The organism is Burkholderia sp. Ed8 (assembly GCF_040761425.1).
Classification (GTDB): Bacteria; Pseudomonadota; Gammaproteobacteria; order Burkholderiales; family Burkholderiaceae; genus Burkholderia; species Burkholderia seminalis.
The window spans coordinates 1,121,620-1,134,812 of record NZ_CP142885.1 but is presented as its reverse complement, the minus strand read 5'-3'; the positions used below and the strand labels follow the sequence as shown (position 1 = coordinate 1,134,812).

Annotated in this window: 12 protein-coding genes; 3 read left to right on the top strand and 9 right to left on the bottom strand. The window is 67.4% G+C overall.

The window, feature by feature from the left end:
• Positions 1–266: 266 nt before the first annotated feature.
• The 3 genes from VXM69_RS05380 to VXM69_RS05370 all read right to left on the bottom strand — a co-directional run bounded on the left by VXM69_RS05380 (position 267) and on the right by VXM69_RS05370 (position 5,187).
• A complete protein-coding gene (locus tag VXM69_RS05380; RefSeq protein ID WP_034185664.1) occupies positions 267–1,850 on the bottom strand; it encodes a Na+/H+ antiporter in 1,584 nt (527 codons plus the stop codon).
• A 233-nt stretch (positions 1,851–2,083) separates the two neighbouring features.
• Positions 2,084–3,517 carry an aldehyde dehydrogenase family protein gene (locus VXM69_RS05375; protein WP_034185663.1) on the bottom strand — a complete coding sequence of 478 codons (1,434 nt, stop codon included), beginning with the start codon at positions 3,515–3,517 and terminating at the stop codon, positions 2,084–2,086.
• A gap of 29 nt (positions 3,518–3,546) precedes the next feature.
• Complete coding sequence (locus tag VXM69_RS05370) at positions 3,547–5,187, bottom strand: acetolactate synthase large subunit (protein ID WP_034185662.1); 1,641 nt, start codon at positions 5,185–5,187, stop codon at positions 3,547–3,549.
• 338 nt (positions 5,188–5,525) lie between these two features.
• Here VXM69_RS05370 and VXM69_RS05365 point away from each other — a divergent pair, with 338 nt between their 5' ends.
• Positions 5,526–5,864 carry a type II toxin-antitoxin system RelE/ParE family toxin gene (locus VXM69_RS05365; RefSeq protein ID WP_367189116.1) on the top strand — a complete coding sequence of 113 codons (339 nt, stop codon included), beginning with the start codon at positions 5,526–5,528 and terminating at the stop codon, positions 5,862–5,864.
• A 3-nt stretch (positions 5,865–5,867) separates the two neighbouring features.
• Positions 5,868–6,167 (top strand): addiction module antidote protein, encoded by a 300-nt coding sequence (locus VXM69_RS05360; protein ID WP_034185660.1) that lies wholly within the window; start codon positions 5,868–5,870, stop codon positions 6,165–6,167.
• 83 nt (positions 6,168–6,250) lie between these two features.
• Here the strand turns inward: VXM69_RS05360 and VXM69_RS05355 are convergent, their stop codons facing one another.
• The 5 genes from VXM69_RS05355 to andAc form a co-directional block, all read right to left on the bottom strand.
• Positions 6,251–7,537 (bottom strand): DUF445 domain-containing protein, encoded by a 1,287-nt coding sequence (locus VXM69_RS05355; protein WP_367189115.1) that lies wholly within the window; start codon positions 7,535–7,537, stop codon positions 6,251–6,253.
• Positions 7,538–7,646: 109 nt separating this feature from the next.
• Positions 7,647–8,867 carry an anthranilate 1,2-dioxygenase system ferredoxin--NAD(+) reductase gene (andAa, locus tag VXM69_RS05350; RefSeq protein ID WP_367189114.1) on the bottom strand — a complete coding sequence of 407 codons (1,221 nt, stop codon included), beginning with the start codon at positions 8,865–8,867 and terminating at the stop codon, positions 7,647–7,649.
• Positions 8,857–9,183: an anthranilate 1,2-dioxygenase ferredoxin subunit AndAb gene (andAb, locus tag VXM69_RS05345; protein WP_006479527.1), complete on the bottom strand. Its 327-nt coding sequence runs from the start codon at positions 9,181–9,183 to the stop codon at positions 8,857–8,859. The genes andAa and andAb overlap by 11 nt, the downstream gene beginning before the upstream one ends.
• 17 nt (positions 9,184–9,200) lie before the next feature.
• Positions 9,201–9,677: an anthranilate 1,2-dioxygenase small subunit AndAd gene (andAd, locus tag VXM69_RS05340; protein WP_006490977.1), complete on the bottom strand. Its 477-nt coding sequence runs from the start codon at positions 9,675–9,677 to the stop codon at positions 9,201–9,203.
• A gap of 14 nt (positions 9,678–9,691) precedes the next feature.
• The gene (andAc, locus tag VXM69_RS05335; protein WP_049029683.1) at positions 9,692–10,963 is read right to left on the bottom strand and encodes an anthranilate 1,2-dioxygenase large subunit AndAc; all 1,272 of its coding nucleotides are present in this window, start codon (positions 10,961–10,963) and stop codon (positions 9,692–9,694) included.
• A 213-nt stretch (positions 10,964–11,176) separates the two neighbouring features.
• On the opposite strand from andAc, the gene andR reads away from it, so the two are divergent.
• Complete coding sequence (gene andR / locus VXM69_RS05330; protein WP_034185657.1) at positions 11,177–12,136, top strand: anthranilate 1,2-dioxygenase regulatory protein AndR; 960 nt, start codon at positions 11,177–11,179, stop codon at positions 12,134–12,136.
• Between the two features lie 129 nt (positions 12,137–12,265).
• Here andR and VXM69_RS05325 read toward each other — a convergent pair whose 3' ends face one another.
• Positions 12,266–13,159, bottom strand: coding sequence for a LysR family transcriptional regulator (locus VXM69_RS05325; protein ID WP_034185656.1), 894 nt, complete (start codon positions 13,157–13,159; stop codon positions 12,266–12,268).
• Between the last annotated feature and the right edge of the window lie 34 nt (positions 13,160–13,193).

Here is a 13,193-nt window from a genome sequence, read left to right as displayed (position 1 = left end):
CGGTTTAGTTTTGCCAAATATGCAGAAAGAGACAGAATCAGATAAATCTGATCATTTCCGGATTCGAAAGACGATAACGTTTGCGAGACCGGCGCCATAAGGCTTGCATGGTCTGCAAGGCTGTTTGCCGGTGGTATTGAGGGCCGGATTCCGACAGGTCGAATCGGCTGGTGGGCGGGAGCAACATCGCGCGGCGGGGAAGGATCGGCCGCGCGCGGTGCAGGGCCGGCAGAACGCCGGCCCGTGGGATGACGGGTCGCGCCCGCTTACCCGCGCGCGTGCTGCGCGGACACTTCCTGCAGGTCGAGATCGCGTTCGAGCGTGTGCAGCATCTCGTCGTGGATGCGCCCCGACCGATGCAGGCGCAACAGTTCGGCACGCCCGGCCCTGATCGCGGCCAGCACGACGTCGTAGTGCGCGGTGCGCACTTCCGCCGGGTACTCGGGTTCGTTCTTCGAGCGTTCGGTCAGCTCCGCGCGATACGTGTACTGCTCGAGCAGGCGCGGATGGATCACGACGCCGTGCTCGTCGCGCACGAGCGGCTGGATCGCCGCGAGCTGCGCGGCCTCGACGTGCGCCCACGTCTGCGGCTCGGTCAGATGGTGCGCGGCGCGCTCCTCGCGCTGCGGCAGGCGCAGCAGCCGGATCAACGGCCCGATCGTCGTGCCCTGCAGCAGCACGGTGACGAGGATCACCGCGAACGACGCGACCAGGATCACGTCGCGGCCGGGCAACGCCTCGGGCAGCGACAGCGCGATCGCGAGCGTCACGACCCCGCGCATCCCGGCCCAGCTCATGATCGTCGCGGCCTTCCAGTCGGGCGCTTCGCCGCGCCGGGCGATCCCGCGCACCGGCCACTTCAGCGCCTCGACCGCGTAGATCCACACGAAGCGCGACACGATCACCGCCGCCAGCACCGCGACCACCGGCGGCACCATCGTGGCGAGCACCTGCTCGAAACCGCCGAGCCGGTGAATCGCGCCGCGCAGCGACAGCCCGATCAGCACGAACACCATCGCTTCGAGCAGGAACACGATGACCTGCCAGAATGCGGTGCCGCGCGTGCGCACGGCGGCCGAGAACACCTCGTGCTGATGCCAGCCGATGATCATGCCGGCCGTGACCGTCGCGATCACGCCCGACACCTCGACCATTTCGCCCGCGATGTACGCGATCCAGCCGGCGATCACCGCGACGGTGATCACGAGATAGTCGTCGTCGAGCAGCTTCAGGAACCACACGACGAGCCGGCCGATCACGAAGCCGACCACCACGCCGCCGAGCCCGAGTTCCGCGAAACGCACGACCGCATGCTCGAGGCTGAACGCACCGGTGAGGGCGGCCGCGACCGCGAAGCGGAACAGCACGAGGCCGGCCGCGTCGTTCAGCAGGCTCTCGCCTTCGAGCAGCACCATCAGCCGGCGCGGCAGCGCGACGCGTTCGAGCACGGCTTTCGCGGCGACCGCGTCGGGCGGCGACACGATCGCGCCGAGCGCGAAGCACGCGGCCCACGGCAGCGCCGGCACGACCCAGTGCACGGCGAAACCGACCGCGAACGTCGTGAAGACGACCGCGCCGATCGCGAGCATCAGGATACCGCCGACGTTACGCTTGAACTCTTCCCATACGGAGAAGTACGCGCCGTCCATCAGCAGCGGCGGCAGGAACACCAGCAGCACCAGCTCGGGATCGAGGTTGATCGGCGGCAGGCCGGGAATGAATGCGATCCCGATACCGCCGATCAGCAGCGCGGCCGCGGGCGGCAACCGCAACCGCTTGGCGATGCATTCGAGCGCGACGATCGCCAGGAATGACAACAGAACCAGCTTGAATGCCGAGACGGGGGACATGAATCGACCTCGTGAAGAATGAATTCGCGCTTTCCGGTGCCGTGCCCCGGTCGGCGGTTTGGCGCGATTACATCACGAGGCGAGGCCCGCAGTCGAGCGCGCGTCGGGCGGCCCGCCGCGCGGCGGTACGCGCGCGATGCCGGACCGATGCGCGCGGCGCAATGAAAACGGCACGCAGGCCGGCCCGATCGCCTGCCTGCGTGCCGTTGCGGACTGACGCCGCGGCCGGCGCGTTACCGGCGCCGCACGACCATCAGCCGCGGTTCGGTCATGTCCTCGATCGCGTAGCGGACCCCTTCGCGGCCGAGGCCCGAATCCTTCACGCCGCCGTACGGCATGTTGTCGACGCGGAACGACGGCACGTCGTTGATCACGACGCCGCCGACTTCCAGTTCATCCCACGCGCGCTGCGCATGCGTGAGCGAATCGGTGAACACGCCGGCCTGAAGCCCGAAGTCGCTGTCGTTCACGCGGGCGAGCGCATCGTCGAAGCGGTCGAACTTCTCGAGGATCGCGACCGGGCCGAATGCCTCCTTCCGGTACAGGTCCTGCTCGTGCCCGACGTTTTCCAGCAGCGTCGCCTCGAACATCGCGCCGTCGACCTTGCCGCCCGCGACGATCTTCGCGCCCGCCGCGACGGCCGCGTCCATCCAGCCCGACAGCCGGCGCGACTCCGATTCGGAGATCATCGGGCCGACGAACGTCGACGGATCCTTCGGGTCGCCCATCTTCAGCGAACGCGTCTTCGCGATCAGCTTCTCGCGCAGCGCGTCGTAAAGATCGGCATGCACGAGGATCCGCTGCACGCCGATGCAGCTCTGGCCCGACTGGTAGTACGCGCCGAACGCGAGACGCTCGACCACGTAGTCGAGCCGGTCGCGCTGATCCGCATCGACGATCGCGGCCGCGTTGCCGCCCAGTTCCAGCACGACTTTCTTCTTGCCCGCCTTCTCCTTCAGTGCCCAGCCGACGGCCGGCGAACCCGTGAACGACAGCAGCTTGAAACGCTCGTCGGTCGTAAACAGGTCGGCGCCGTCGCGATGCGCGGGCAGCACGGAGAACGCGCCCTTCGGCAGGTCGGTTTCCGCGAGCACCTCGCCGATGATCAACGCGCCGATCGGCGTGCGGCTCGCGGGCTTCAGCACGAACGGGCAGCCGGCCGCGAGCGCGGGCGCGACCTTGTGCGCGGCAAGGTTCAGCGGGAAGTTGAACGGCGAGATGAACGAACACGGGCCGATCGGCACCCGCTTCACGTACCCCGTATAACCCTGCGCACGCGCGGAAATTTCGAGGTTGACGATCTCGCCGTCGATCCGCACCGATTCCTCCGCGGCGACGCGGAACGTGTCGATCAGCCGCGTCACTTCGCCCTTCGAATCGTTGATCGGCTTGCCGGCCTCGATGCACAACGCCTCGGCCAGCTCGTCGAAGCGCTCGCGAAAGCGCGCGACGCAATGGTCGAGCACGGCCTGCCGCCTGAAGGCCGGCATCTCGCGCATCGGCTTCGCGGCGGCGACCGCCGCGCCGATCGCCGCATCGATCGCCTTCGCATCGGCCAGCGCGACGCGCGTCGCGACCTTGCCGCTGAACTTGTCCGTGACCTCCAGATCGGTGTTCGCGTAGACGGCTTCGTTGGCGAGGTAGTACGGATAGGTTTCCTTCAACATGGAACGACTCCTTCCGGTGAACGGGGTATTCAGAGCTGTGCCGACAGGCGCTTGATCTCGCGGTTCAGCACGCGCTCGTTGTCCGAGTAATCGATCGGCACGTCGATCACGTGCACGCCCGGCGACGAGAAGCACTCGCGCAGCAGCGGCTCGAGATCGTCGGCCGATTCGACACGATGCCCGTGCGCGCCGTAGCTTTGCGCATACGACACGAAATCGGGGTTCTGCAGCGTCATCGCGTAATCGGGGAAATTCATGTTCTCCTGCTTCCAGCGAATCATCCCGAACGCGTCGTCGCGCAAGATCATCACGACGAGGTCGAGCTTCAGCCGCACGGCCGTCTCGAGCTCCTGCGAATTCATCATGAAGCCGCCGTCGCCGCACACGGCGATCACCTTGCGCTGCGGATGCACGATCTTCGTGGCGATCGCAGACGGCAGGCCGGCGCCCATCGACGCGAGCGCGTTGTCGAGCAGCAGCGAATTCGGCTCGTGCGCACGCCAGTAGCGCGCGAACCAGATCTTGTACATCCCGTTGTCGAGACAGACGATGCCGTCGACCGGCAGCGCGTTGTACAGGTCGTTGACGATCCGCACCGGGTACATCGGGAAGCGCGGATCGTGCTGGCCCTTCTCCAGATGGGCGTCGAAATGCTCCTTGATCATCGCGAAGCGCGCGAAATCCCAGTGCGGCTGCGGCGACATGGCCTCTTTCATTTGCCACACGGCATTCGCGATGTCGCCGACCACTTCGATCTGCGGGAAATAGACGGGATCGACCTGCGCGCCGAGGAAGTTCACGTGGATCACCGTCTTGTCGTCGGTGCGCATGAAGAACGGCGGCTTCTCGATCACGTCGTGGCCGACGTTGATGATGCAGTCCGCATGCTCGATCGCGCGATGCACGAAATCGCCGTCGGACAGCGTCGCATTGCCGAGCCACAGCGGATGGGTCTCGTCGATCACGCCCTTGCCCATCTGCGTGGTGAAGAACGGGATGCCCGTCTTGTCGACGAATTCGAGCAGCATCTTGCAGGTGGTCTTGCGGTTGCCGCCCGCGCCGATCATCAGCAGCGGATGGCGGGCGGCCTGGATCGCGTCGACCGCACGCGCGACCGCTTTCTCCTCGGCCACCGGCCGCCGGCTGTAGCTGCGCGGGATCGGCTTGCCGTCGCCCTCCTCGTGCGCGATGTCTTCCGGCAATTCGAGGTGCGCCGCGCCCGGGCGCTCCTCCTCCGCGCGGCGGAACGCCTCGCGCACGGCCGACGGGATATTGCCGATCGACACGATCTGCCGCGTGAATTTCGTGAGCGGCTGCATCATGTCCACCACGTCGACGATCTGGAAGTGGCCCTGCTTGCTCGACTTGATCGGCTTCTGCCCGGTGATCATCAGCATCGGCATGCCGCCGAGCTGCGCATACGCGGCGGCCGTGACGAAGTTCGTCGCACCCGGCCCGAGCGTCGCGAGACACACGCCGGTGCGGCCCGTCAGGCGGCCGTAGGTGGCGGCCATGAACCCGGCCGCCTGCTCGTGCCGGGTCAGCACGAGCTTGATCTTCGATCGCCGCAGCGATTCGAGCAGATCGAGGTTTTCTTCGCCGGGAATACCGAACACGTACTCGACGCCTTCGGCTTCCAGCGCCTTCACGAACAGATCCGATGCTTTCATGGGGGACTCTCGGTTATGCCGCCTGCCCGGCCTACGGGCGCGCGGCGTACATGACGCGCGCCGGCCTACGGCACGCGGACGCTCTACCTACTGGACACAGACCACGGCACTTCCCGCCGCGCGACGAACGATGCGCGGCGGCGCCCCCGGATGCCGGAGGACGAACGGACCCACCCGTGCACGACGAGCATGCACGAGCGGCAAGGACGTGTTTGATTGTAGACGGATTCGAAAGATTTCGACTTTGGCCGAACGGCCAATCGGCACCCTAGCGAGGCGGACGGCCCTACCGCAGCAGCCGCGAAACGACCTGCCACCGCCCCTTTTTTCTGTGAACCATGGTTGACATACTGCCATCGACGCCCTACCGTGCGCCTACGTTCAGCGCCCGAACCACCGACGTCTTCGACGCCTGGTTTGCCGGCCGGCAGGATCGCGTCGCGAAGCGCCGCATCCAGGCTCGCATCGACCGCCTGTCGATGGGCAACCCCGGCGACCGGAAGTCCGCCGGCTCGCCGGTCGTCGAAATGCGGATCGACCATGGCCCCGGCTATCGCGTCTACTCCGTCCGGCGCGGACCGATCCGGGTCATCCTGCGCTGCGGCGGCGATCAATCGACGCAACAGGCCGACATACGCGCCGCGCACGCGATGCTCGCGCGCCTCGACATGGAATGATCGATGGACAAGATCCGCACCCGACCGTGGGATTCGGCCGAACCCCTGAAAACCGAAGACGACATGGCCGACTACTTCGAGGCCTGCCTGCAGGAGGCCGGCGACGATCCGGCCTTCATCGCGCACGCGCTCGGCGTGATCGCACGCGCACGCGGCATGTCGCAGGTCGCGCGCGATGCGGGCCTGTCGCGCGAAGGGTTGTACAAGGCGCTGTCGCACGACGGCAATCCGAGCTTCGGCACGATCCTGAAAGTCATCAAGGCGCTCGGCCTGCAGCTGCACGGCGCGAAAGCGCACGCATGACAAAAAAAGCGCGTGCCCGGCATCGCGCCCGTTGTGCGGTGCTCGTGGCCGCGCCGGCGCCGCCGTTCAACGGCATGGGCGCGTCAATGCAGCCACCCCGCCGCCCAGCGCGGCACCAGCGACACCAGATACAGCCCGAGCCCGATCAGCCCGCCGACCAGCGTGCCGTTGATGCGGATGTACTGCAGATCCTTGCCGATGTTCAATTCGATCTGCCGCGACATCTCGCGCGCATCCCAGTTGCGCACCGTATCGCGAATGTGGCGCATCAGGAAATCGGCGAAATCCGGCGCCATCTCGTGCACGGCCTTCTCGACATGCTCGTTCAGCGACGCGCGCAGCGCCGGGCTCTCCGACAGCCGCGCGCCGAGCCAGCCGCCCAGCGTCGCGGCCTGCCGGTGCAGCGCCGAATCGGCGCGGGCAAGATCGGCCTTCAGCCACGCGCGCAACTGGTCCCACAAGTCGCGCGCATACTCGTTGAATGCATCGCCGTCGCGGATATAGCGCTTGATCTCCTCGCCCTTCGCGACGAACGCCGGATCGTGCTTCAGCCGCTCGGTCAGTCGCGCGACCGTCCGGTCGAAGCGCTGCCGCAGCTCGTGCTCGGGGTCGGCCGCCACGCCTTCGAGCACGCGGCTCACCGCGCTCGCGAGCATCCGCGCGCCGTTCTCGCCGAACCATTGCGTCGGCATGATCTTCTCGACCTTCGGGTATTGCGTCTTCAGCCATTCGACGATGAAGCCCGCGATCACCTCGCGGTTCTCCTCCTTGTCGAGCACGTCCACCACCTGTTCGATCGCGTCGTCGAGCAGCGCCTGGTGGCGGCCGTCCTTCGTCAGCGTATCGAGGATCGCGCCGGCCGACTGCGACAGGTCGACCCGGTCGAGCACCGCGCGGAACGCGTCGTGCACGAACGTCTGGATCCGCGCGTCATCGGTCATGTCGAGCGCGAAACTCATCAGCCTCGTCACGTAGCCGCCGAGCGCATCGGTGTTCGCCGGCTCGCCGAGCCACGCACCGAGTTTCCGCGCGGGATCGTGCTGGCGGATCTGCGCGGCGAGCGCGTCGGGGCCGAGGAACTTCTCGCGCACGAACACCGCGAGGTTGTCGGCGATCTTGTCCTTGTTCTTCGGAATGATCTCGGTATGGCGCGACACGAACGGAATCGGCACGCGGCGGAACAGCGCGACGACCGCGAACCAGTCGGCGAGCGCGCCGACCATCGCGGCTTCGGCCACGGCCTTGAAGCCGTCGACCCACGGGCCGCGCGGCAGCAGGATCGTCGTGACGAACACCGCGACGGCGGCCAGCAGCAGCCACAGCGCGCGGCGCTTGCTACGTTTCAGTTCGAGGGCTTTGTCTGGCGTCATGGCGGACCGGCGGATCGGCGATGCCGCTAATATCCCCGATTTCGCCGCAACCGACAAACGCGCGGGCCGCGCAGGCGCATGCGGTGCACGCACACCGCGCGCGCCGCCGTTACAGGAATGTCTTCAGGTTCACCGCCGGATCGGCCAGCTTCGCCGGGTCGGGCACCGCCCCTGCCGCGATCAGCCGGCGCGATGCGCCGATGTCGCGCCCGAGGTTCGCCGCGGCCACCGCGACGATCCTGCCGTCGTCGCCAAGCCCGAACACCGTGAACGGCCCGCTCGCCGGATCGCCGCGCACGACGATCGTGCGTTCGCCGCCGAACAGCCCGAGCATCTGCAGGTTGCAGTCGTACTGATCGGACCACAGCCACGGCAGCTCGCCATAGGTTTCGTCGGCACCGAGCAGGTTCGCCGCCGCGACGGCCGGCTGGTTTTCGGCCACCTGCCACGACTCGATCCGTACGTGGCGCCCCAGCAGCGGATTGAAGTGCATCGTCACCTCGCCCGCCGCGAAGATCGCCGGATCGGCCGTACGGCAACCCGCGTCGACGCGTATCCCGTTGTCGACGTCGAGCCCCGCCGCCTGCGCAAGCTCGACGTTCGGTACCACGCCGATGCCGACCACGACGATATCGGCCGGCACGTCGCCGCGATCGGTCTCGACGATCGCGCCGCCGCCCGGCGCGCGGCGGATCGCACGCGGCAGCGTCGCCATCCGGAACGCCACGCCACGCGCGTCGTGCAACCGACGCGCATACGCACCGACCACCTCCGGCAGCGCGCGCTGCAGCAAGCGCGGCGCCGGATCGATCACCGTCACGTCGCAGCCGAGCTGGCGTGCCGCCGCCGCGACCTCGAGGCCGATGAAACCGCCGCCGAGCACCGCCACGCGGCGGCCCGGCGCCAGTCGTGCACGCAACGCACGCGCATCGTCGACCGTGCGGACGTAGTGCGGCACGACGCCTTCGTCGACCGCCCCGCCGAACGTGCGCACGCGCGACCCCGTCGCGAGCACGAGCCGCGCGTACGGCAGCGTCGTGCCGTCGTCGAGCCGTACGCGCAGCGCCTCACGCTCGATCGCGTCGACGCGCGTGCCGTGCCGCAGCTCGATGCGCTGCGCGTCGTACCACGCCGCGTCGCGCACGAACGCACGCTGCTCGCCGCCGTCCGTCAGCAGCGCATCCTTCGACAGCGCCGGCCGGTCGTACGGCAGCGCGCGCTCCGCGCCGATCATCACGATGCGCGCCGCCGCATCGCGCTCGCGCAGCGCTTCAGCCGTGCGCCGCGCCGCATGGCCGGCGCCGACGATCACGAACGGATCAGCCGACATTGACTTCCACCTGCCCGTCGACGATCCGGATCGGATAGGTCCGTACCGGCTCGGTGATCGGCGCGCATTTCGGCGCACCGGTGCGGATGTCGATCAGCCCCTGGTGCAGCGGGCACTCGACGCAGCCGTCCTCCACGTAACCCTCGGACAGCCGCGCATGGCCGTGCGTGCAGAGGTCGTGCATCGCGAACAGTTCGTCGCCGATCCGGAACACGGCGATCGGCTTCTGGCCGGCGACGCGCGCCGCCGGTTCGTCTTCGGAGAATTCGTCGAAAGCGCCGAGCGGATGCCACTCGGCCAGCGTTGCTTCGGTCATGTCGTTTCCTTGCTTCGTCAGATCGGCGTCGCGAGCAGCGTCTGCACGCGCGACGTGTCGTAGATCACCCGCTTGGTCTTGTAGCGCAGCCCGTCGGGCGTGCGCACGACCGTGTCGTAGTACTTGCCGGCCTGGTACACGTTCGACTCGCCGTTGCTGCGCGTCTGCACGACGACGTAGTTGCTCTCGGTGTCGATCTCGCCGTCGCGTTCCGCGACGATCGTCAGGCCCGACGTCATGTGCCGGTACGTGTGCTCCTCGTAGATGTTCGCGTGCCGCAGCGACACCACGCGATCGCGCAGCATCCGCTGGTTCGTGCAATGGACGATCCCGACCGGCAGCCCGAGATCGGCGTTCTCCTTCGGCACGATCTCGTACGTGCAGTCCTCGGTGAACATCTCCGGCCAGTGTTCGAGCCGGTCGTTGTCGAGGTGCCCGATATAGCGGTTCTGGAGCATGTAAATCTCGAACCAGGTCTTCATGTCTTCCGTCATTTTTCGCTCCCGCCTCAATAGCCCATCAGCTTCTGGTAGCCGACCCAGAACTTGCGGATCAGGCTTTCGGTGATCACCGTGTCCTGCTGGTCCGGATTGCCGCGCGACATCTCGATCACCGACGTCGCATCGGCATCGCGTATCGTGCCGCGCTGCACGAGTTCGGTCGCTTCGGTGTCTTCCATCGAGATGTAGCCGGCCGGCCCGACGAGGTTCGCCTGCTTGATGCGCAATGCGCGCAGCTCGGGCGTGTCGTCCGCGTACCCGAAGAAGTGGAAGATCAGCTCGAAGTTGTCGGGACCCTTCGGCAGGATCTGCCGCGCGACCAGCGTGTTGTGGATCTGCTGGATCACGAGCTGCGGGAAGATCGGCTGGATATGGTTGGTGCAGTCCTCGTCGTATTCCGACACGAGATCGAGGATCGATTCGTCCTCGAGATGGAAACCCTCGTCGAACGACCGGATGTTCTGCTGCTTGTACGCGGCCGACGTGTCGTCGTTCGTCTTCGTCACGGTGATGATGCTGTGCAGCCCGTGGTTCGCGTCCGGAATCGAACGCGCCTTCATCCCGACGCGGAAGATGTTGAAGGTCGTATGGAACAGGTGCAGCATGCTCGCGTGATACGGGTCCTTCACGTTCTCCATGTACAGCTTCCAGTTCGACTTCGAATACTGGCGCGTGCAGCCGAGATACTCGATCGGCTTGTGGAAGATCCGGTCGATCCACGGGCGCATCTGCTCGCCGAGATACTCGGGCAGCGGCGCGACGGCGTCGCTGAAGGTCGCGAACACGAGCCCGCGATAGCTGTCGACGCGCAGCTTGCGCAGCCCGTGCTGCTTCGGGTCGAAGTCGGCCGGCATCCCGGTCATCCCCTTCTGGCCGCGCCGGAACGGCACGCCGAGCAGGTTGCCCTGGCTGTCGAAGCTCCACTGGTGATACACGCACGTGTGCGAACTCGCGTTGCCGCGCGACTTGCGGCACACCTGCGCGCCGCGATGCGCGCAGCGGTTCACCCACGCCGAGAGCGTGCCGTCCTCGGCGCGCGTGACGACCACCGGCGTGTCGCCGACGAACGTGCTCTTGAAGTCGCCGGCCTTCGGGATTTCCGCTTCGAGCGCGACGAAGTTCCATGTCGGTCCGCGGAAGATGCGCTCCTGCTCGCGATCGTAGACCGCACGCGAGCTGAACACCTTGTACGGCACGCGTGAGCCGTCGTCGTGCGGAAAGGTCACATCGGATGCGTCGCCGCGCTCGGCGAAAACGACGGGCGATTCTGTCTGCTCCATGTCGGACTCCTTGTCGATCGATTTCGTTGAATGCATGGAGCCGATTTTTGAAAAGCTAATATTCGTCGTCTATCCGGAAAGTGCGATTGCGGCGGCGCAATATCCACTTTCGGCGGATTTCTGCGCTAGCATGACGGCACACGCGACCCAGCGCACGATCGCGACCCATTCGTCGGATCGAAGCGCGCGTCGCCCATACCAAGGCTGAGGCCCATGTCCCCAACGTCGTTCGAGCCGTCCGCGCTGCGCGCGCACCGGCTGTTCGAATCCCGCGATCTCGACGAGACGCGCGAGCGCATCTCGCGCGTGATGCAGCCGCATGCACTGCTGCCGAACGGCCGCGTGCACGGCGCGTCGCACATGGATTTCGTCAAGCTGGGCGGGCTCGGGATCGGCACGATCGCATTCGGCGACGCGATGCGCGTGCAGGTCGACGCGGTCGACGGCTATTACCTGCTGATGTTCTGCCTGTCCGGCCAGGCCGAGGTGCGCGCGATGGGGCGGCAGCTCGGCGTCGACGGCCAGACCGGCGTGCTGTGCGCGCCCGGCGAGCGCTTCGACGCGGTGCTGTCGGCCGATTGCGAGCAGTTCGTGCTGCGCATCGACGCGGCGACCGTCGGCGCGCTGACCGGCGACCCGCGCGCGACGCTCGACCCCGTGCTGCACATCAGCGACGCCGCGCTTTCCGCGTGGCGCCAGCAACTGATGCTCGTCGCGCGATCGCCCGAACTGCTCGAGCGCGCGAACGCGAACCCGCGTGTCGCGTCGCAGCTCGAGCATTTGCTGATCGACCTGCTGATCGAAGGCCATCCGCCGTCGGTGCTGCGCGCGACGCACCGCGACCCCGCGCCGGGCTTCGTGCGGCGCGCGCAGGAGTTCGTGAACGCGCACTATGCGCAGCCGCTGCAGCTCGCCGATATCGTCCAGGCGGCCAACGTGCCCGAACGGACGCTGCGCGACGCTTTCCTGCAGTTCCGCGGCATGAGCCCGATGCAATACCTGCGCGCGACGCGGCTCGACCATGCGCGCGAGCTGCTGCGCGGCGCGGCGGCCGGCCGGCGGATCGCCGAAGTCGCGCTCGATTGCGGGTTTACGCACCTCGGACGCTTCGCGATCGCGTATCGGGAAAAGTTCGGCGAATCGCCGTCGGAGACACTCGACGCGAAGCGGTAGCCGCGACCGCCAGGCTGATCGGCCGGCTGTCGCGCAAGCCGCAACGGCATCGCGCCGCACCGCCCTCGCCCCATTCGGCGGTGCCCGCCCAAACAGACCGTTAGTTGCGATTCATCGCACCCACGGCGGTCATTGCGCCGCCGGCGCGATCATCTCCCGCGCAATCGCGCAGAACGCCGCCGTGGCCGCGCTTTCGCCGTGCAGCCGGCGACTCATGATGATCGGCGACGTCGCGGCCGGCTCCGGCAGCCGCCGGTAGACGACGCCCCGCACGCGCACGCCCTCCACACTCTCCGGCACCAGCGACACGCCGACCTGCGCGGCGACGAGCCCGAGCGCCGTCTGCAACTCGCGTACCTCGTGAACGGCCGCCGGCACGACCGCGCCGTCGCGCAGCGCGGACAGCTGCTGATCGGCGAAGCTCGGCCGCGGCGTGCTCGGGTAGACGATCATCGTCTCGTTCGCGATATCCGCGAGCGTCAGCGGCCGGGCCGGATCGGCGAGCGGATGCCCGACCGGCAGCGCCGCGATCAGCTTTTCCTCGATCAGCGCCTCGCGCACCAGCTGGTCGTCGTCGAAGCGCAGGCGGCCGAACCCGACGTCGATCCGCCCGCCCTTCAGCGCGCCGAGCTGTTCGAGCGTGAACATTTCGATCAGCGACAGCTCGACGTCCGGCTGCGCCTCGCGAAACGCGCGGATCACGTCCGGCAGCGCGCCGTACAGCGTCGACGGCACGAAGCCGATCACGATCCGCTCCGACAGCTGCGCAAGCCGCCGCGTCAGCGGGCCGAGCTCGTCGGCCTGGTCGACGAGGCGCTTCGCCTGCGCATAGAACACGCGCCCCGCATCGGTCAGCTTCAGCGGCCGCGCGCCGCGCTCGAACAGCGGCAACCCGATTTCGTCCTCGATCGCCTGGAGCTGGCGGCTCAGCGGCGGCTGCGTCATGTGCAGCCGCTCCGCCGCCCGCGTGATGTTCATTTCCTCGGCGACGGCGATGAAGTAGCGGAGCTGACGCAATTCCATTTCATGCCTCAAAGGTATGGAAGTAGTCGGAAAG

What these genes read in the sequence shown, in the direction of transcription:
- VXM69_RS05380 (WP_034185664.1), bottom strand. Translation starts at nt 1,850, where the DNA reads ATGTCCCCCGTCTCGGCATTCAAGCTGGTTCTGTTGTCATTCCTGGCG.
- VXM69_RS05375 (WP_034185663.1), bottom strand. Translation starts at nt 3,517, where the DNA reads ATGTTGAAGGAAACCTATCCGTACTACCTCGCCAACGAAGCCGTCTAC.
- VXM69_RS05370 (WP_034185662.1), bottom strand. Translation starts at nt 5,187, where the DNA reads ATGAAAGCATCGGATCTGTTCGTGAAGGCGCTGGAAGCCGAAGGCGTC.
- VXM69_RS05365 (WP_367189116.1), top strand. Translation starts at nt 5,526, where the DNA reads ATGGTTGACATACTGCCATCGACGCCCTACCGTGCGCCTACGTTCAGC.
- VXM69_RS05360 (WP_034185660.1), top strand. Translation starts at nt 5,868, where the DNA reads ATGGACAAGATCCGCACCCGACCGTGGGATTCGGCCGAACCCCTGAAA.
- VXM69_RS05355 (WP_367189115.1), bottom strand. Translation starts at nt 7,537, where the DNA reads ATGACGCCAGACAAAGCCCTCGAACTGAAACGTAGCAAGCGCCGCGCG.
- andAa (WP_367189114.1), bottom strand. Translation starts at nt 8,867, where the DNA reads ATGTCGGCTGATCCGTTCGTGATCGTCGGCGCCGGCCATGCGGCGCGG.
- andAb (WP_006479527.1), bottom strand. Translation starts at nt 9,183, where the DNA reads ATGACCGAAGCAACGCTGGCCGAGTGGCATCCGCTCGGCGCTTTCGAC.
- andAd (WP_006490977.1), bottom strand. Translation starts at nt 9,677, where the DNA reads ATGACGGAAGACATGAAGACCTGGTTCGAGATTTACATGCTCCAGAAC.
- andAc (WP_049029683.1), bottom strand. Translation starts at nt 10,963, where the DNA reads ATGGAGCAGACAGAATCGCCCGTCGTTTTCGCCGAGCGCGGCGACGCA.
- andR (WP_034185657.1), top strand. Translation starts at nt 11,177, where the DNA reads ATGTCCCCAACGTCGTTCGAGCCGTCCGCGCTGCGCGCGCACCGGCTG.
- VXM69_RS05325 (WP_034185656.1), bottom strand. Translation starts at nt 13,159, where the DNA reads ATGGAATTGCGTCAGCTCCGCTACTTCATCGCCGTCGCCGAGGAAATG.